18 protein-coding genes and 1 tRNA gene are annotated in these 18,132 nt (G+C 56.5%); 5 read left to right on the top strand and 14 right to left on the bottom strand.

Annotated elements, in window-relative coordinates:
- Positions 1-22: 22 nt before the first annotated feature.
- A tRNA-Gln gene (locus tag FrondiHNR_RS04460) sits at positions 23-94 on the bottom strand.
- 104 nt (positions 95-198) lie between these two features.
- On the opposite strand from FrondiHNR_RS04460, the gene FrondiHNR_RS04455 reads away from it, so the two are divergent.
- Both FrondiHNR_RS04455 and FrondiHNR_RS04450 read left to right on the top strand, forming a co-directional pair.
- Positions 199-702, top strand: coding sequence for a MarR family transcriptional regulator (locus FrondiHNR_RS04455; protein WP_279354047.1), 504 nt, complete (start codon positions 199-201; stop codon positions 700-702).
- Between the two features lie 9 nt (positions 703-711).
- Positions 712-2,508 (top strand): ABC-F family ATP-binding cassette domain-containing protein, encoded by a 1,797-nt coding sequence (locus tag FrondiHNR_RS04450; protein WP_279354046.1) that lies wholly within the window; start codon positions 712-714, stop codon positions 2,506-2,508.
- Positions 2,509-2,715: 207 nt separating this feature from the next.
- On the opposite strand, the gene FrondiHNR_RS04445 is transcribed toward FrondiHNR_RS04450, so the two are convergent.
- From FrondiHNR_RS04445 to FrondiHNR_RS04435, 3 genes are all read right to left on the bottom strand, one after another.
- Complete coding sequence (locus FrondiHNR_RS04445) at positions 2,716-2,868, bottom strand: hypothetical protein (RefSeq protein ID WP_279354045.1); 153 nt, start codon at positions 2,866-2,868, stop codon at positions 2,716-2,718.
- Positions 2,869-2,895: 27 nt separating this feature from the next.
- Positions 2,896-3,123 (bottom strand): hypothetical protein, encoded by a 228-nt coding sequence (locus FrondiHNR_RS04440; protein ID WP_279354043.1) that lies wholly within the window; start codon positions 3,121-3,123, stop codon positions 2,896-2,898.
- 402 nt (positions 3,124-3,525) lie between these two features.
- On the bottom strand, positions 3,526-4,080 hold the full coding sequence (locus FrondiHNR_RS04435) for an XRE family transcriptional regulator (protein ID WP_279354042.1): 555 nt from the start codon (positions 4,078-4,080) through the stop codon (positions 3,526-3,528).
- A gap of 66 nt (positions 4,081-4,146) precedes the next feature.
- On the opposite strand from FrondiHNR_RS04435, the gene FrondiHNR_RS04430 reads away from it, so the two are divergent.
- From FrondiHNR_RS04430 to FrondiHNR_RS04420, 3 genes are all read left to right on the top strand, one after another.
- Positions 4,147-5,703 carry an FAD-dependent oxidoreductase gene (locus tag FrondiHNR_RS04430; RefSeq protein ID WP_279354041.1) on the top strand — a complete coding sequence of 519 codons (1,557 nt, stop codon included), beginning with the start codon at positions 4,147-4,149 and terminating at the stop codon, positions 5,701-5,703.
- Positions 5,704-5,778: 75 nt separating this feature from the next.
- On the top strand, positions 5,779-7,134 hold the full coding sequence (locus tag FrondiHNR_RS04425; RefSeq protein WP_279354040.1) for a histidine kinase: 1,356 nt from the start codon (positions 5,779-5,781) through the stop codon (positions 7,132-7,134).
- On the top strand, positions 7,103-7,822 hold the full coding sequence (locus tag FrondiHNR_RS04420) for a response regulator transcription factor (RefSeq protein WP_279354039.1): 720 nt from the start codon (positions 7,103-7,105) through the stop codon (positions 7,820-7,822). The genes FrondiHNR_RS04425 and FrondiHNR_RS04420 overlap by 32 nt, the downstream gene beginning before the upstream one ends.
- A gap of 122 nt (positions 7,823-7,944) precedes the next feature.
- Here FrondiHNR_RS04420 and FrondiHNR_RS04415 read toward each other — a convergent pair whose 3' ends face one another.
- From FrondiHNR_RS04415 to ilvD, 10 genes are all read right to left on the bottom strand, one after another.
- Positions 7,945-8,616: a hypothetical protein gene (locus tag FrondiHNR_RS04415; protein WP_279354038.1), complete on the bottom strand. Its 672-nt coding sequence runs from the start codon at positions 8,614-8,616 to the stop codon at positions 7,945-7,947.
- 46 nt (positions 8,617-8,662) lie between these two features.
- The gene (locus FrondiHNR_RS04410) at positions 8,663-9,202 is read right to left on the bottom strand and encodes a hypothetical protein (protein WP_279354037.1); all 540 of its coding nucleotides are present in this window, start codon (positions 9,200-9,202) and stop codon (positions 8,663-8,665) included.
- Between the two features lie 119 nt (positions 9,203-9,321).
- Positions 9,322-9,453: a hypothetical protein gene (locus FrondiHNR_RS04405; protein ID WP_279354036.1), complete on the bottom strand. Its 132-nt coding sequence runs from the start codon at positions 9,451-9,453 to the stop codon at positions 9,322-9,324.
- Between the two features lie 9 nt (positions 9,454-9,462).
- A complete protein-coding gene (locus FrondiHNR_RS04400) occupies positions 9,463-10,134 on the bottom strand; it encodes a DsbA family oxidoreductase (protein WP_279354035.1) in 672 nt (223 codons plus the stop codon).
- Positions 10,135-10,232: 98 nt separating this feature from the next.
- Positions 10,233-11,462: a hypothetical protein gene (locus FrondiHNR_RS04395; protein WP_279354034.1), complete on the bottom strand. Its 1,230-nt coding sequence runs from the start codon at positions 11,460-11,462 to the stop codon at positions 10,233-10,235.
- A gap of 168 nt (positions 11,463-11,630) precedes the next feature.
- On the bottom strand, positions 11,631-12,569 hold the full coding sequence (locus FrondiHNR_RS04390) for a 4-(cytidine 5'-diphospho)-2-C-methyl-D-erythritol kinase (RefSeq protein ID WP_279354033.1): 939 nt from the start codon (positions 12,567-12,569) through the stop codon (positions 11,631-11,633).
- A 196-nt stretch (positions 12,570-12,765) separates the two neighbouring features.
- Complete coding sequence (gene ilvC, locus FrondiHNR_RS04385; protein WP_279354032.1) at positions 12,766-13,791, bottom strand: ketol-acid reductoisomerase; 1,026 nt, start codon at positions 13,789-13,791, stop codon at positions 12,766-12,768.
- Positions 13,792-13,849: 58 nt separating this feature from the next.
- A complete protein-coding gene (ilvN, locus tag FrondiHNR_RS04380; protein WP_279354031.1) occupies positions 13,850-14,359 on the bottom strand; it encodes an acetolactate synthase small subunit in 510 nt (169 codons plus the stop codon).
- Positions 14,360-14,361: 2 nt separating this feature from the next.
- A complete protein-coding gene (locus FrondiHNR_RS04375) occupies positions 14,362-16,188 on the bottom strand; it encodes an acetolactate synthase large subunit (protein WP_279354030.1) in 1,827 nt (608 codons plus the stop codon).
- 135 nt (positions 16,189-16,323) lie between these two features.
- Entirely contained in the window at positions 16,324-18,018 is a 1,695-nt protein-coding gene (gene ilvD / locus FrondiHNR_RS04370; protein ID WP_279354029.1) for a dihydroxy-acid dehydratase, read from the bottom strand.
- Positions 18,019-18,132: the final 114 nt, after the last annotated feature.

The raw sequence follows: 18,132 nt of genomic DNA, 5'->3' as shown, positions 1-18,132 counted from the left end.
GTTTCAATCAACATTGTGTGCGCTCCGCCTCCAGGATTCGAACCTGGACCGAACACCTCCAAAGGGTGCCGTGCTGCCGTTACACTAAGGCGGAATGTGCGTTATGAAAAACGCACACGTATAAGTCTGCCAGAAATATTGCCTCGAGATGAACACAACGCATAATGGGTTTATGACAAAAGCTACAGGAACCGCGAGATGACGGGCGACGACGAGGTTGACAGAATTGTAGATGCGTGGACCGAGGCACGGCCCGATCTCGATTTTTCGCCCCTGCACGTGCTCTCGCGAGTGACAAGAATCGCTAAGCACTTCAACAGGATTCGCCAAACCGCATTTAGCCGCTCCGACCTTGAGTCGTGGGAGTTTGATGTGTTGGCCGCGCTGCGCAGAGAGGGACCACCCTTTGCGCTGAGCCCCAAACGCCTGGTTTCGGCAACCATGGTGTCGAGTGGAACCATGACAAATCGCATTGACCGCATGGCTGAGCGAGATTTGGTCACCCGCCTCACCGACCCCAACGACGGGCGCGGTGTACTCGTCAAAATGACTACGGCAGGACTCACTCGTGTAGATGCGGCAATAACCCGCCTGGTTGATGCGGAAGAGTCGCTTCTCGCGGGACTCAGCTCTACGGAACAGGCACGGCTGGGCACCCTGCTCCGTAAGCTACGCAATAGTTTCGACGCAACCGACCTGTAAACTCATTGGGTGGCACACTTACTTGGCGCAGAGAATCTTCACCTTGAGTTTCCCACCCGGGTTATTTTTGACTCTGTTAGCATCGGGCTGAACGAGGGCGACCGGGTAGGCATAGTCGGACGGAACGGCGATGGAAAATCATCGCTGCTGGGCATGCTCGCGGGCCGCATAGAACCAAATTCCGGCCAGGTCACAAGACGCGGAGGCATCCGTATAGGTGTTCTTGAGCAATCTGACACTCTTGACGACGCGGCAACCGTGGGTGCAACAATCGTTGGTGATCGCCCGGAGTACGAGTGGGCGGGAGATTCCCGGGTACGCGATGTTATCTCGGGTCTGGTGACGGATCTCGATTGGAGCACCACGATCAGCACCCTGAGTGGTGGCCAACGGCGCAGGGTCGCGCTCGCCGCCCTGCTGGTGGATGAGTGGGATGTGCTCGCGCTTGACGAACCCACCAACCACCTTGATGTGGAGGGTATCGCCTGGCTGGCAAAACATCTTGGCTCGCGCTGGCCCAAAAACACCGGTGCCCTACTGATGGTAACGCACGATCGATGGTTCCTCGACGAGGTGGCAAACGCAACATGGGAGGTTCACGACCGCACCGTCGATTCCTTTGAGGGCGGTTATGCGGCATACATTCTGCAGCGTGTGGAGCGGGATCGGCAGGCCGCGGCAATAGAAACAAAACGGCAAAACCTCATGCGCAAAGAATTGGCCTGGTTACGCCGCGGCGCACCGGCGCGCACCGCCAAACCCAAGTTTCGTATTGAGGCCGCAAACCAGCTCATCGCCGATGTCCCGGCACCGCGTAATCAGATTGAGCTCTCCCGCATGGCCACTGCCCGCCTCGGCAAAGAGGTTGTTGATCTTTTGGATGCCGGGGTCACCTTTGGCTCACACGAGGTGCTGCGTGATATCGAATGGCGTATCGCTCCGGGGGAACGCACCGCCATTATGGGTGCAAACGGCGCGGGCAAGTCAACACTGCTCGGGCTCATAGCGGGCACGATCTCCCCCACATCGGGACGGGTAAAACACGGAAAAACCGTGCAGCTAGCGATTCTGGATCAGCAGTTTTCAGAAATTGAGGAGATCGCGGGTGACCGGGTTCGAGAGGTACTGGCCCGCACAAAAACAAGCTACGTCACAGACGGCAAGGAGCTGACCCCCGCGCAATTACTCGAACGGCTCGGTTTTTCCCGGGAACACCTCTCGGCTCGGGTTGGCGAACTCTCGGGTGGACAAAAACGCAGGCTACAACTCCTACTTGTGTTACTCGCAGAGCCCAACGTCCTCATCCTCGACGAGCCGTCAAACGATGTTGACACCGATATGCTTGCCGCGATGGAAGACCTGCTCGACTCGTGGCCGGGCACACTGATCGTGGTCTCCCACGACCGCTACCTGGTAGAGCGGGTGACGGACCAACAATACGCAATTATCAACGGTCGACTACGGCATTTGCCGGGTGGGGTTGAGGAGTATGTGCGGCTCCGTGAGCAGGGGGCCCAAACAGCCTCTGCCGACTCCTCAACCGCAAAGGTACGCGACGCACCTCCTGCGAAGCGCCGCCGAGCTTCAGGGGCGCAGGAGCGCACCACCCAAAAAGAGATCAATGCTACCGAGAGGAAAATTGAGCGGCTTTCCGCACAGATTACCGAGCTTCATGAGCATATGGCCGCTCACGATCAGAGCGACTACGAGGGACTAACCACAATCAATAACACACTACGCACGGCAGAAGGCGAAAAGGCTGCGCTCGAGGAGCGCTGGTTTGAGCTCACTGAATCGCTTGAATAACCTCATATTCCCACCTACCGTATCGGGTTGTCCGATGCGGTATCTGCAACCGAGTTAATCGATTCTTTTCCCTCCTGGACAATCGCCTCCATCTGGAAAAGGTAGTGACCAGGTTGAGAAACGCCGCAACGAGTATCCCCCCGTTACCGCCAACGTTCTGTGGGTCGCCGCCTAACCACCCACCCTCCAACGGCTACCCACCAGTGATCACTCGTCAGCGCTACCCCAGGTGATCGGGCAGACGCCGGAAACGCACATGAAGAAGAACAAAAGGGTAACAACAGCAATGATCGCAGCACCCACAATGGTGGGAAGCGCAGCCCACAGCCCGTAGAGAACAGTTCCAGCGGTGGGAGCCACTCGGCAAGGCCTCCCTGTTCCTCGCGATTAGCAAGAAGGGTGGGCCCGGCGGTGTAACCGGGCATCGCGATTCCCAGACCGAGGCCGATCAACAAGATTACGATCAACAATAGGTACGGGTCCGGCATCGACAACGAGAAGGAGGAACCCGGCGAGCAAAAACGGCCACACACGGCTCTCAAACGGACTCACCCGAACGGGTATCTCGATGAGCTCATGGCGAGATTCGCGGCGTAACCGGAACACAATCAACACGAGTCCCGTGAGCAGCAGGACACCGATCTGCTAGCCAGCGAGCCTCTCCCGCGATAGGGGTGCAACGATCGAGTTGAGCGTCATCTGGCCGAGGTAAATAAGAAATACTGCTCCGAGAAGAAGCGGGACCTGCGAGCGCGGCACCGTCGTTCGGGGTGTGTTCTCGTGGGTAGAGGCGATCGTTGGTTTTCCTTCGAAGGCTTGTTTTCGTAGTGGGTAATAACGGTTACGCACACCGCATAAAACGATGTTCTAATACTGCGATCGCCGTATATAAACAAGGCAAGCCTTAATCTTAATATTCGATTGGAGTGATGAGGCACGCGCAACCGCCCGGAAACCGATTACAACTGCAACCGAAAACACCATGTCACAACTCCACCGCAGGAATACTCACACCATTCACTGGGTGGTATGAGTGTGCATGCGAGCACCAGCCTCGTTAAAAATGCTGATCACTTGCGCCGACCGCCCACCCGCAGCAGACATAGCGTGCGGGGTACGGGTGTCAAACTCGGCAGCCTCCCCGCGGACTAGCGTCAGGTCCTGCTCGCCAAGCCACAGACGGAGCCGCCCCTGCAGCACGTAGAGCCACTCATACCCATCATGCACCCGCAGTTCCGGCAGCAAACCACCCGCAGGATAGGTAATCTTATAGGTACGAAGAGGCGAGTATTCCGGCGCAAGAGGCACTATGACTAGCCCATCTCGACGGATAACGGGGCGCCGCACCCGCGGATCCACCGTCTCGGCGGGAACCAGGTCATCAAGCCGAATCCCGAGCCGTCGTGTCAGCGGCAGCAATAGCTCCAGACTCGCCTGCCGCTTGCCAGACTCCAGCCGCGACAGCGTACTCGCTGACATCTCCGCGCTCGCGGCGAGCTCCGCAAGCGTCAGCCCGCGCGATTGGCGAATCGCACGCAGCCTTGCACCAAGCTGTCCCAGTTCGTTATTCATTCTCGGCTCCTTGCTATTTCTGCAAATCTATTTGCAATATCTTATTATGCCGCACATGCTGGACATATGACAGAGAACTTGTGGGATGTGATCATTGCGGGTGGCGGGCCAGCGGGGCTGTCAGCCGCGCTCATGCTCGGCCGCTCACGTCGGCGCGTGCTGGTTGTTGATGCGGGCAATCCGCGCAATCGTTTTGCCACACACATGCACGGCGTACTGGGACAGGAGGGAGTACCACCGGACGAACTCCTTAAACGAGGCAGGGCTGAAGCTGCGGGCTACGGCGTCGAGTTCGTAAGCGGGACCATCACACAGGTTGAACGCAAACGAGGCGGCCTGCGGGTCATCACCGACAGCGACGTGTGGGTAGCGCGCGCACTGGTTGTCGCAACCGGAGTAAGCGACAGCCTCCCCGACATTCCCGGTCTTGTCGAACGGTGGGGCACCAGTGTGTTGCACTGCCCATACTGCCACGGATGGGAGGTACGCGATCGACGCCTCGGGGTCCTCACCACCTCACCCCTCGGTCCACATCAAGTCGAACTCGTCCGGCAGTGGAGCGACCGGGTCACCCTTTTCAGTGCGGGTCTCGGAGAGATCACCCCTGAAACCCGACAGCGTCTGCGCGCACGCGGTATCACACTCGAGCCTGCGCCGGTCGTGGAAATCCTTGGCGAGGGGACGAATATCGCCGCTGTGCGCCTCGAAGACGGCCGCGAGGTAGCGATTGATACGCTCTTCACCGTGAGCGCCCCCACGCCACACGATGACTTTCTCGAAGCGCTGGAACTTGCTCGCAGCGAAACACCGTTTGGCGCATTTCTCACCATTGATCCCACAGGGAGAACAAGCGACAATCGAATCTGGGCGATCGGCAACGTCGTCAGCCCCGCCGCAAACGTATCCGTGTCGATTGGTAACGGCGCGTTGACGGGCGGAGCCGTCAACACAGCCCTCACCGCCTGGGACTTCGATACCGCTGTCCACGATTCAACAACCCAACAAGAGATCGCGCCCGCCGATTTCTGGGAGGAACGATACACGGGCTCTGCCCGTGTCTGGTCCGGCAGGGTCAACACGGTACTCGCCGATATCGCCAGCACCCTCAATCCCGGGCGCGCACTGGATCTGGGCTGCGGGGAGGGAGCGGACGTCATCTGGCTCGCGCAGCACGGCTGGGAGGCTACCGGCATTGACATCTCGCCCACCGCCATCCAGCGCGCCGCGGCCGCGGCTGAGGCAAAAGGCCTCACCCCACCCCACGCTCGCTTCCTCTCCGCCGACCTGAGCACACTTCCAGCAGACACCTACGATCTCGTGTCGGCAAGCTTCCTCCATTCCCCCGTTGATTTACCCCGCGAGGACATCCTCCGGCAGGCCGCCGAGCAGATCGCACCGGGCGGACACCTGCTCATTACCTCACACGCGGCTTTCCCGCCCCGGGCGGATACACATCACGAGCACCATTTTCTCAGCCCATCAGAGGAGGTCGCGCAGCTTGCACTCGACCCGGATGCGTGGGAGACCATTCTCTCCGAGACACGTTCTCGCCGGACTGTGGCCCCCGATGGCACACCAGCAACTCTTGATGATGTGGTTGTGCTGATTCGCCGCCGACCGTGACCTTCCGCGCAAACGGCTCACAATTTCCGGCAGTATCGTGCTTTTACACAGCTTCAAGCCTTACCGTAGTTACTCATGAGCTTGGTCACGAACCTGTACACACCCCTGCTCTCGCAGGAAGAGGGGCGTCTCAGCCGCGCACATAAACAGATTCTGATCACCTGGTTTATGCCCGCCCTGGGAGCTCTCTTTCTGCTCATCTGGTTCACAAACGTTAGCTACGGCAATCCGTGGATAACCGCGATTGGTCTGTCCATCGCAATCTGTTTTATTTCCCCGCTCGGCTCAGTTCTCATTATTCTCGGGGTACTCACCGCCCAAATCCTCGCTGTGGTTCAGCTACCGACGGCTGAAACCTGGCCGGCCTATCTCGGCATCCTCCTCATTGTGACGCGATTGGCCTTTTCCGGTAAACAGTGGATACGATGGCTCTCTTTAGCCTTTGCGTGTGTGGGCTCCATACTCATTACCGCTCTTCTCACACCCTGGTATGCCTGGCCCACCTGGACCTGGGACTTCAGCGTTGAGCAGGGCTGGGACGGCTTCATGGGGTGGCGGTACACCCTGACATTTGGCATCTCTGTCTTTGCGATCGCGGGAGCCGTGTGGGCCCTCAGCGTTGCGGCGCGCCTGGGTATCCGTCTGGCCATCAATAAAGCGCAACTTCGCGAGTCGGTACACGAGCTACGCTTGGCAGAGACGGAGATCGCGGTTGCGTCAGAAAGAAGCCGTATTGCACACGACGTCCACGACATCATGGCCCACTCACTAGCCGTCATTATTGCTCAGGCCGACGGGGCCCGCTACGCCGGTCGCCATCAGACCCACGTTATGCAGGACTCTCTCAAGAATATCGCCTCTTCCGCACGAGCCTCGCTCACCGAGGTACGCACACTGATCGATTGGCTCACCACCGATATCGGCGAGGATGATGCCCCAACTCTGGCACGTCTGGACGAACTTTATCGCAGGCTATCGGGAGCTGGGCTCACGCTGGATCTCCAAACCTTTGGCACCAGCGTCGAGATGTCGGACTCCAGGCAGCTTGCCGCATACAGAATCGTCCAGGAAAGCCTCACCAATGCTCTCAAGTACTCTGACGTAACAGTTCCCGTGCGCGTGGTACTCGATTGGCAGGGAACAGGACTCTTTATCTCGATTGTTTCGCGTATCCACCCGGATGGGCAGCCCAAGCCTCTATCGGACGCTCCCCTGTCTCAGGGAAGGGGTATCCTGGGCATGACCGAGAGGGCGCATCTTGCCGGTGGCTGGCTCTCTGCCGGCATTGATAGTGGACCGCCAGAAACCTTCATGGTAACGGCTTTTATACCCACTAGCGCAGAGGACTCCGCACTCACACACCCATCCTCCAGAAACACCGTAGACAGGAAGCAGCAAGATGACAGCCGCACAAACGCAAGATCTTCATAACCCAATAGCTCAGAAGATCCGTGTAGCCATCGTTGACGACCAGCAGCTGTTCTGCGCAGGAATGAAACTCCTTGTTGACTCTCAGGAGGATCTGGAAGTTGTTGGCATGGCACACAATGGTTCAGATGCGGTCGTTCTCGCGAAGGAGTCCCGCCCAGATGTCATACTCATGGACGTCAGAATGCCTATTCTCAACGGAATTGATGCCACCGCAAAGATTCTCGCCGAGGCTTCGCAGAGCGGTGAGCCACTACCCCAAATTATCGTACTCACGACCTTTCAACGCGACGGTGCAGTGGCTCACGCCGTTCGCGCGGGAGCCAGCGGTTTTCTCCTCAAGAGCGCAACTCCCGATTTTGTGCTCTCCGCTATTCGAACCGTTTATGAGGGACAAGCCGTTATTGCCCCGACCGATGTTGAGGAGATCCTTCGCCTGCACTCACAACGTCCCGAAGAACGAGCTTCCACACCTAATTTTGCCGAGGACGCCATCTCGGCGCTCTCCCCCCGGGAAAAAGAAATATACCTTCTTGTGGCCAAGGGACTCACGAACGGCGCCATCGCCACAACCGCTTTTATCAGCGAGACAACGGTCAAGACTCATGTGGGCAATGTTCTGAGCAAGCTCAAACTGACCTCTCGCGCACAAATTATTGCGCACGCCTACGATAACGGTCTCGTCCGCTAGAGTCCCGCCAATATTGCGCGCTGAGAAAACGTCTTCGAGTGATCGCGCCGATAAGGGTGCTATAGCAAGGGTCTGCCGGGCTGTGAGCAATAGAAATCGTCTAGCAGCGCGATCTCCTAACTCTAGCTCCCCGCTTGAAAGCGCTCAAACAGATGAACAAGCACGTGCGCGTTCACCACTTTGTGCTCGTTAATCGTGAGTCTCCTCGATACGGAATTAATAACAAGCGACCGAGAAGCGTAGGCAGCTTCATGCTTGTTCATAAAATAGATGTCCGTGATATTGGACACCGGGACACCGCGCCTACCCAGATACAGGTTACGAGAATCTAGCGCCAGCTTTTGTCCAAATTGAGCCCGCTGCCCGGCATGAATTTTGCGGCGCGCTGACAGAATAAGTATTTCCAGGGTGCGATCCTCAATCAAATCCGCCCATAGAACCCTGTCTCGCCATATTCGCCACCGTAACCGTATCGGACGCTTCCCCGATACCAGAATACGGGTTATCTTCTTACCGCTGTCGTGAACCACCCCCACCACGTCCTCAAACGCGATCGTTTGTGATCCATAAATGAAAAACATCCGATCAATTGTCAATAACCGTGGGTCAGCGAAAAACGCAACAACAGTAGGCACGTAGTAACTACCCCAAGCCGCGGCAAGCACGATGACAACGTACAGATAGGTAAGATCAAAGAAATCGAATTGCATGTCGTACAGCAGGGCGCCCAACACGATGATCAGTAAAAGTACCGCAACCGTCCACCCGACAACAACGCACAGAAATGCAGGCACCGGGAAGTTTTTCCTCACCCTCACCTCACCGCCGCCCGCTTCTGAGCTAGGTCCAAACACTGCGGTGCCGTTCTGAGTTCATCGCTTGGGTTCCGCCAGCGGCACGCTCGTACAGTTGGCACAGCCGCAGATACTCGTCTGCGCTACAGTTCAGGGTGATAACCTCGCAAACAACTTTACGATCGTGGGTGTGAATAATCAGCTTGGCACCCGTCTTAATCCACATGACCCGATGGGTTCGCCACTCGTTCATCACGATGTCATCCCACCGCATAACCGGCTTGCCCGAAACGTTAAGTCCCCCAAGCGACACGGTAATCACCGGCCTACCGTTGGAGGCCCATTTAGGAACGATCCGGATAAAAAATAAAAGCACAGTAATTGCAGAAACAGAGTATAAGATAGCGTCGACCAGCGGCATCTCTTCACGGATCTGTGTGGTCGGAAGGACAGCGCTCACAACATAGAGCGGAACAATAGCCACCACACCCATAAAGACGGTGAGCACTGTCAGTTTTGCCCGCGAGTGAAAGAGTTCCCGCGGTGACTCAAGTTGGGTACGCATCTGATCTGAAAGGTATGTCATGTTCCGTTTTCTTCCCTGGATTTGCCAACACAGACGAGTAACAAATACGCTCACTGCGCCCATGTTAAAAAGACGGAAAGAAATCTAGATTCTTACATGATTTAAAACTCAACAGACGCTTAAAAAGCGCAGGAGTCACCGCTGCAGATGCCCTCCCCCTCCACCAGACCATCAATGTTGGGGACAGAAAGAAGCAGAGGGGTTTTATTCGTGACGGAGTTCTTCACCGATTCGTTACTCTGAGTACTCATAGTCTGCTCCTAATCGGGTTCACCCGCTGTTTTCAAAGCAATCTGCTCCAGAACGTTTGCAAAGACGGCAGACTCTTGGGCCCCCGAGACTCCGTAGGCCTCATTAAAAACAAAAAAGGGAACGCCGCTAATCCCATACGCTTGGGCCTGCGCGATATCGTTTTGGACATCGACGGCAAAGCGTGAGGAGGTGAGCACGGCGAACACTTCCTCGGGATCAAGCCCAACCTCTGAGGCCAAAGCAACCAGTTCCTCAACACGCCCAACATGACGGCCCTCTTCAAAGTAAGCCTTCAACAGCCGTTCTTTTACCTCGTGCTGCTTTCCCCTACTCTTGGCAAAGTGCAGGAGTTCGTGCGCCTTGAGCGTCTTGGTGTGCTGCAGAACATCAAAATTATAGTTGAGTCCAACGCTTGCAGCGACACCCGTAACCTGCCTCAGCATTTGTTCGGCCTGGGATCTGGGCACTCCCTTGTGACCAGAGAGAAAGTCGATCTCAGAACCGCGAAAGTCTACCGGCGTATCCGGAGCTAGCTCGAAGCTGTGATACTCAATCTCTACCGGGACACTGTTTTGAGAGGCGCCAAAACTTTTGACTGCATCTTCAAAACGCCGCTTGCCGATGTAGCACCAAGGACAGGCGATATCGGACCAGATATCAACTTTAATCGCGTCCGTCATAGTCAGTCTTAACCTTCCTCAGCGACGAACCATTCCCATTTCTTCAATTATGTCAGGAGAATCCACCGCAGTGGTGTGCCCTGCTCTCGGCATCGACCCTAGCGAGGAGTAGCCTCTACGGGAAGAGGGATCACAACCTGAGGTCGCCCGGGGACAGATATCTCGTAGGTCTCCAGGCTATCCAGCTCAACAACAGTGGCACCGTCCCACGACCCCGCCCGGGTATAGCCACCGCCCAACACCGCCGTGCGCGTCCCGGTAACGGGGTTGGTCCACGCGGTCACTGTCTCGTGCAGTTTTGTGAGGGGCACAACCCTCTCACTGCCATCGGCCATCGATCGTACTGTCAGGGAGGGACCCGCCGTGGCTGACCCAAACTCCCCGGTCCCCACAACCAGCATCAACGCCTGATCGGGGGTGAGCGCGACTCCGTGCTGATGAGTATTCGAGGTCATCCGCTCTGTCGTGAATTTTCCAGTGACCGGATCGAGGATGGCTAATGCCTGACCCTGGTAGGGAAGCATGATTTTTCCGTCGGCATCAACCACTCCATAGTGCGGTTTCTCCCAGGAACCGAGGCCTCCGACGGTACCAAAGGGCGCGACCTCGATGGCCCGCGTGGCCAGGGAAGCCGCATCCACTACAGTCACTGTAAAAGTATCGTGATCAATCGTATAAACCTGCGACCCGTCCGGAGCGATAAGAACATCAAAGGGACGAAGCCCCACGTCGACGCTCCCCACAAAACTCTCGCTAGCGGTGTCAAAAACCTCAAGGGCGGAGGTGCTTCCACCCTTATTGACCGCAACGTAAACACGATCTCCCGAGGGCGAAACGGCAAGCCCCAAACCACCCTGACGGTATTCGCCATAGTCGATAGAACGTGGTTGGTTTTGGTAGGCGACGAGGGCGGTGCGAGTTTTCTGTTGCAGGTCAACAACTGCCAGACCCTCAGCCGTGGCTACGTAGGCGAACACGTTCGAAGCGGTCTCGGAGGTGTTCTGGCCCTCCTCACGAGAAGAACGTTCAACGTGGGTTACAACACCCCAGGGAGCCTCCCCCACCACAATCGATTCAACAATCGCACTCCCCTCTCTGATCGAGGGATCCATGATCGCAAGAGAGTCGGAGAAGGACAGGGTCCCCAGAAGGTATCGAGGCTCCTCTACAATTTCCTCTACCGGGTCATCTGCCGTAAGAACCGGCGGCTCCGGAGGGGCCTGGGTGATCTTTTGGGGGGTTAGGGGGGACTCAGCGGCACACGCGGTCAGCACGATCATCGAGACCGCACCGAGCGAGAAGCTAAGTGTACGAAATAAGGATTTCATGATGCTACCGTACCGAGCGAGCCTGAACGATTCCTGTCACCCATCCAGTAATTTTATGTCACCGCAACACACGTTAAGAAACATAAAATATCACATACACATCTCTAAGCTAGATATTTTCGCCTTACAACCACCCACACACCGACCATATAAGTGCGTCGAAAACCCCTAGGTCATAGAAATAACTCGCGCACCCTGCACCGGACCCGTGGCGCGCACGGCGTAGTGCCCGTTCAAGCTCAGGGCAACCTGCAGCGCAATAGAGGACTCGGCATCTTCGGCTAGAAAAGCCACGGTGGGTCCCGAACCCGACACGATGCTGGCTAGGGCTCCACTCTCCTCCCCCTGCTCCAGAAGACCCGCAAGTTCCGGAGCCAGGTTCAGGGCCGCCACCTGGAGGTCGTTGTGAATACACTCGGCAAGTATGTGGGGATCTCCCGCTCGCAGCGCCTGAAGCACCTGCGAGTCCACCACGGGTTGTTTGGGGGGTGGAATAATCTCAGCGGTGTGCCGCATTCGGTGCTGGTCTAATTCTCTATAAACGGATGGGGTACTCAATCCGTTCTTAGCGGTCACCAACACCCAAAAGAAGCAACCCTGAGCCAACGCGGGACTCAGTTCATCTCCCTTGCCGGTTCCCACAGCAGTTCCCCCCATCAGAGCAAAGGGAACGTCAGCCCCGAGGCGGGCGGCAAGCTCGTGTAGCTCATCTCGGTGTAAACCGGTGTTCCATAGTGCATCGCAGGCCACAAGCGTTGCGGCCGCGTCTGCCGACCCCCCACCCATACCCCCGGCGATAGGAACATTTTTTTCGATGCGCAGGTGCACACCACCACGGTATCCGCTATGTTGAGCGAGCATCTTAGCCGCCCGAAGCGCCAAATTATCCGAACCGGTACTGAGCTCACTGGTGTCAATCGTTCCACCAAAGCTCACGACAAAATCCTCCGCGTGGCTTGCCCACACATCCTCGTAGAGCGATACTGCCTGGTAGGCCGAGGCAACCTCGTGGTACCCGTCACTCATGACGGACCCCACCCGAAAGTACAGATTGAGTTTTCCCGGGGCTCTCACATGAATTGCGGATGCTGACGAGGTCGGACTCATATACCCAACCTAACCCATTCTCATGAGACTATTGAACGTTTGCGAACCCTGTATATAAAAACGCTCGAACCCCTCAACGCAGCGAGGGACCCAGGGTCGCATTATCCTGCGGAAGAATGCGACCCTAAGCCCCTCACAAAGCAATCTAAATGATTCAGTCGTCAATCAGAATTCATTCAGTGTTTGCACAATAAAATTACCGAGCGGCACTTCCGTCGGTGTAGTCGGCATCCTGCTGACTCCACGCAAAGAGTGCGCGCAATTCCCGACCGGTGGCCTCGATCGGGTGCGCTTCGGCACGGGCACGGAGCTCCATAAATTCTGGAGCGCCGGCATCCTGGTCGTCGATAAAGCGCTTGGCAAAGGCACCGTTTTGAATGTCCGCTAGAACAGCCTTCATATTCTCCTTCACCGACGGGTCGATAACGCGGGGACCCGAGACATAGTCACCATACTCGGCTGTATCTGACACACTCCAGCGCTGCTTGGCGATTCCGCCCTCCCACATGAGGTCAACGATGAGCTTAAGCTCGTGCAGCACCTCGAAGTAAGCGATCTGCGGCTGATAACCAGCCTCGGTCAGAGTTTCAAAACCGTACTGTACAAGCTGCGATACACCTCCGCAGAGAACAGCCTGCTCGCCAAAGAGATCGGTCTCGGTCTCTTCCGTAAAGGTGGTCTTGATTCCGCCGGCGCGAAGGCCTCCGATTGCCTTGGCATAGCTCCAGGCAAGATCCCAGGCCTGACCCGTTGCGTCCTTCTCCACAGCAACAATCACGGGAACACCACGGCCAGCCTCAAATTCACGACGAACGGTGTGTCCGGGGCCCTTCGGGGCCACCATAAATACGTCAACGCCCTCGGGCGCCTCGATGTAGCCGTAGCGGATATTAAAGCCGTGACCAAAAACAAGCGCTTTGCCAGTGCTGAGCTGAGCTTTAATCGATTCTGCGTAGATCGTACGCTGAAATTGATCGGGAGCAAGGATAACAATAACGTCGGCCCACGCTGCCGCCTCAGCGACGTTTTTGACGGTAAACCCGGCCTCCTGCGCCTTCGTGATCGACTTTGAGCCATCTTTCAAGCCGACAACAACCTCAACACCGGAATCGCGCAGGTTAAGCGCATGGGCATGGCCCTGGGAGCCATAACCTACGATTGCCACCTTTTTTCCCTGGATGAGAGAGAGATCTGCGTTATCGTCATAGTAGATTTCTGTCACGAGTGTTTCTCCTTGTTTGTGATTAATAAATTGTGGTCTGGTCGGTGAAGTGAAGATTCTAAGATTTAAAAACGCGCTCGGTAATCGATTTTGAACCGCGACCCATGGCTAGTAGCCCGGATTGGGCGATCTCTTTAACACCGTAAGGCTCGACAACTTTCAAAAACGCCTGAGTTTTACCGGTATCACCGGTGATCTCAATGATGAGCGCATCAGTTACAACGTCAATGATACGAGCCCTAAAAAGATTTACCGCTTCAATAACGTGCGACCTCGTGTTGTTGTCAACCCGCACTTTAATGAGCATGTGCTCACGCTGAACGGATTGGCCGGGCTCAAGCTCCACGATCTTAATCACGTTTATCAGCTTGTTCAACTGTTTCGTGACCTGCTCTAGCGGCTGGCTCTCCACATCAACAACAACTGTGATGCGCGACAACCCCTCGATCTCGCTGTGCCCCACGGCAAGCGACTCAATATTAAAACCTCGGCGGGCGAAAAGGCCCGCAACACGGGTCAAAAGACCCGGCTTATCCTCAACAAGGAGGCTGAGTACGTGCGTGGTCATTTTTATTCCTCCTCATCCCATACCGGGCTGTGATCGCGCGCATACTGCACATAACTATTGCTGACCCCCTGGGGAACCATCGGCCACACCATTGCGTCGGCGCTCACGACAAAGTCGATCACCACCGGACGATCATTGGTTTCAAGAGCCAACTTAATCGCAGGATCGACCTCCTCAACGGTTTCTACACGTATCCCTAAGCAGCCGTATGCCTCCGCCATCTTCACAAAATCGGGTATTCGGATAGTTCCGTGCCCGGTGTTAAGGTCGGTGTGCGAGTGGCGCCCATCGTAAAACAGCGTTTGCCATTGACGCACCATGCCGAGCGACGAGTTATTGATAATCGCAACCTTGATCGGGATATTGTTCAGCACGCAGGTGGCCAACTCCTGATTGGTCATCTGGAAACATCCGTCGCCGTCGATCGACCACACCTGCCGATCAGGCTGAGCAACCTTAGCCCCCATTGCCGCAGGAACCGAATATCCCATCGTTCCCGCACCGCCCGAGTTAAGCCATGAATTGGGTCTCTCATACTTGATAAACTGCGCGGCCCACATCTGGTGCTGCCCCACGCCCGACGCGTACACGCCCTCGGGCCCGGTGAGCTCTCCAATGCGCTTAATCACATATTGCGGAGCAAGAAGGTTATCGGTGGGCTCGGCATATCCCAGGGGAAACTTTTCCCGAAGTCCGTTGAGGTAGTCCCACCACTCCGAGTAGTCGGGCTTGTACTCCCTCGCCCGAGCATCAACGCTGTTGGTCAGATCGGACAAAACCTCACGAGCATCGCCCACAATCGGAACATCGGCCGTACGAATCTTCGAAATTTCTGCCGGATCAATATCGACATGCACCACCTTGGCGTGGGGCGCAAAGAGCGCCGCCTTACCCGTCACACGGTCGTCGAACCGCGCACCAAGAACTACCAGAAGGTCTGCTTCCTGTAGTGCAAGCACCGCGGGAACAGTTCCGTGCATACCCGGCATTCCCAGATGGCTCGGGTGAGAGTCTGGGAAAGCACCCCGCGCCATGAGAGTGGTGACTACGGGAGCCCCCGTCACCTCCCCCAGAGCGAGGAGTTCCTCCGCGGCACCGGCACGAACAATGCCCCCTCCAACGTAGAGAACGGGTTTCTTAGCCTCCACAATAAGCTGAGAGGCCGCCTGAATCTGCTTGCTATTGGCCTTGGTTACGGGCTTGTAACCGGGAAGATCAACTGAGGGAGCCCACACAAATTCAAACTCCTCCTGCTGAGCATCCTTAGTAATGTCCACCAAAACGGGTCCGGGACGACCCGTAGAAGCGATGTGATAAGCAGCGGCTATCGCGTGCTGAATATCTTCCGCGCGCGTCACAAGAATGGAGTGTTTGGTAATGGGCATGGTGATTCCGACGATATCGGCCTCCTGGAAAGCATCTGTTCCCATGAGGGTCGAAAATACCTGCCCGGTGATCGCCAAAAGCGGCACAGAGTCCATGTATGCATCCGCAATCGCGGTTACCAGATTTGTCGCTCCCGGCCCCGAGGTTGCTATGCACACTCCGACTTTCCCGCTTGAGGAGGCGTAACCCTCAGCCGCATGACCCGCACCCTGCTCGTGACGAACCAGGATATGGCGCAGTTTCCGGCTGTCCATCAGGGGATCGTACACGGGAAGAATGGCACCGCCGGGGAGTCCGAAGACATCTTTAACGCCAAGGTTCTCGAGGCTACGCACCACGGCTTCCGCACCGGTGATGCGTTCACCGGCGGGAAGCGGGGCGGCGTGGCTTCGATTCACACGACCACCCGGAGTAGGTATGGCTGGATGTGATTCCGTAGTCATTCGTAATTTTTCTTTCGACTTGGTTCTGTGGGTGATGTGAGATTCACAATTATGGTTTTTATTGCTGCCATCGCACGTCTTCGAGAAAAGCCTATGAGTCCCCAAGGCACACGACAACTGCAGAGGGGGCGCACACTAGCCTGTAATGGCGCCCTCCGAAGCCGAGCGTACAAGCTTCGAGTACTTAGCCAGAACGCCACGGGTATAGCGTGGCGGAAGAGGTGACCACCCTTCTGCGCGGGCTGCAAGCTCCTGAGGGTCAACCCGTAGATCGAGCGTGCGAGCGGCGATATCAACCCGAATGAGGTCACCGTCGCGAACAAAAGCGATAGGACCTCCGTCCACCGCTTCCGGTGCAATATGGCCAATACACAGTCCGGTTGTGCCACCTGAGAACCGGCCATCTGTCAAGAGTAGTACATCTTTACCCAATCCCGCACCCTTAATGGCACCGGTAATCGCAAGCATCTCTCGCATACCAGGCCCACCCTTGGGACCCTCGTAGCGAATGACCACAACGTCTCCAGCACCAATCTTCCCCTCGGTCAGGGCGTCCATGGCCTCACGTTCGCGCTCAAACACGCGTGCGGGGCCCTCAAAAACCTCAAGATCAAAACCAGCGGTTTTAACAACGGCGCCCTCCGGAGCAAAGGTTCCGTGCAGAATCGTGAGTCCGCCCGTTGCGTGAATGGGATTATCAAGCGTGCGAATCACCTCCCCATCAACAGGATCGGGATTAATATCAGCCAGGTTCTCGGCAACCGTTTTACCCGTTACCGTGAGGCAATCTCCGTGGATAAGTCCCGCATCAAGCAGGGCCTTCATCACGACGGGGACGCCGCCGTGGCGGTCTACGTCATTCATCACGTATTTTCCAAAGGGTTTGAGATCACCAATGTGGGGAACCCGGTCACCGATACGATTAAAGTCATCCAGAGTGAGATCGACCTCCGCTTCCCGAGCAATCGCTAACAGGTGAAGCACAGCGTTTGTTGAGCCGCCAAACGCCATGACAACAGCTATGGCGTTTTCAAAGGCCTTTTTAGTCATGATGTCGCGGGCGGTAATACCTTTTTTAATAAGGTTCACAACGGCTTCACCAGAGCGGTGAGCAAAGTAATCGCGGCGACGATCCGCGCTAGGAGGCGCGGCCGAGCCGGGAAGGCTCATACCGATCGCCTCCGCAACACTCGCCATGGTGTTGGCCGTATACATACCACCGCAGGCGCCCTCACCCGGAGCAATCGCACACTCAATACGCTTGAGGTCTTCCTCGCTCATAGTGCCCGCCTTGCAGGCACCAACCGCCTCAAACGCGTCGATGATGGTCACGTCTTTCTCAGTTCCGTCGCTCAGCTTGACCCATCCGGGGGCAATCGACCCCGCATAAAGAAAAACCGATGCCAGGTCCAGCCGGGCGGCCGCCATGAGCATCCCGGGCAGCGACTTATCACATCCCGCCAGAAGCACCGAGCCGTCAAGCCGCTCCGCCATCATGACCGTCTCTACGGAGTCAGCGATCACCTCGCGTGAGACCAGAGAGAAGTGCATTCCCTCATGCCCCATAGAGATACCGTCAGAGACCGAAATCGTACCAAATTGCAGGGGGTACCCACCGCCCGCATGCACTCCCTCTTTGCACCCTTGGGCAAGCCGGTCAAGACTCAGGTTACAGGGCGTGATTTCGTTCCAGGAACTGGCAACACCAATCTGGGGCTTATCCCAGTCTTCATCCCCCATACCAACCGCACGAAGCATTCCTCGAGAGGCTGCTTTCTCAATACCATCAGTTACTTCACGGCTGCGTGGCTTTATATCGATTTCAGACATGGTATGAGTGTATCGCTGAGCAGATAGACGCGGAGACACCCAATGCTATTCGTGTCGAAATAGTGGGGTTGTGTTAAAAGTTCACCCGCTCTTATTGGGGTGAGTTTAAAGTGC

Source organism: Lysinibacter sp. HNR (assembly GCF_029760935.1).
Classification (GTDB): Bacteria; Actinomycetota; Actinomycetes; order Actinomycetales; family Microbacteriaceae; genus HNR.
Note: the sequence above shows the minus strand (reverse complement) of the source record. Positions and strands in the feature narration are given on the sequence as shown.

Bases quoted from the DNA above. Each gene is read 5' to 3' on its own strand.
- FrondiHNR_RS04430 (WP_279354041.1), top strand. From the start codon at position 4,147: ATGACAGAGAACTTGTGGGATGTGATCATTGCGGGTGGCGGGCCAGCG.
- FrondiHNR_RS04390 (WP_279354033.1), bottom strand. From the start codon at position 12,569: ATGAGTCCGACCTCGTCAGCATCCGCAATTCATGTGAGAGCCCCGGGA.
- FrondiHNR_RS04375 (WP_279354030.1), bottom strand. From the start codon at position 16,188: ATGACTACGGAATCACATCCAGCCATACCTACTCCGGGTGGTCGTGTG.
- FrondiHNR_RS04420 (WP_279354039.1), top strand. From the start codon at position 7,103: ATGACAGCCGCACAAACGCAAGATCTTCATAACCCAATAGCTCAGAAG.
- ilvD (WP_279354029.1), bottom strand. From the start codon at position 18,018: ATGTCTGAAATCGATATAAAGCCACGCAGCCGTGAAGTAACTGATGGT.
- ilvN (WP_279354031.1), bottom strand. From the start codon at position 14,359: ATGACCACGCACGTACTCAGCCTCCTTGTTGAGGATAAGCCGGGTCTT.
- FrondiHNR_RS04425 (WP_279354040.1), top strand. From the start codon at position 5,779: ATGAGCTTGGTCACGAACCTGTACACACCCCTGCTCTCGCAGGAAGAG.
- FrondiHNR_RS04400 (WP_279354035.1), bottom strand. From the start codon at position 10,134: ATGACGGACGCGATTAAAGTTGATATCTGGTCCGATATCGCCTGTCCT.
- FrondiHNR_RS04405 (WP_279354036.1), bottom strand. From the start codon at position 9,453: ATGAGTACTCAGAGTAACGAATCGGTGAAGAACTCCGTCACGAATAAA.
- FrondiHNR_RS04410 (WP_279354037.1), bottom strand. From the start codon at position 9,202: ATGACATACCTTTCAGATCAGATGCGTACCCAACTTGAGTCACCGCGG.
- FrondiHNR_RS04435 (WP_279354042.1), bottom strand. From the start codon at position 4,080: ATGAATAACGAACTGGGACAGCTTGGTGCAAGGCTGCGTGCGATTCGC.
- FrondiHNR_RS04455 (WP_279354047.1), top strand. From the start codon at position 199: ATGACGGGCGACGACGAGGTTGACAGAATTGTAGATGCGTGGACCGAG.
- FrondiHNR_RS04395 (WP_279354034.1), bottom strand. From the start codon at position 11,462: ATGAAATCCTTATTTCGTACACTTAGCTTCTCGCTCGGTGCGGTCTCG.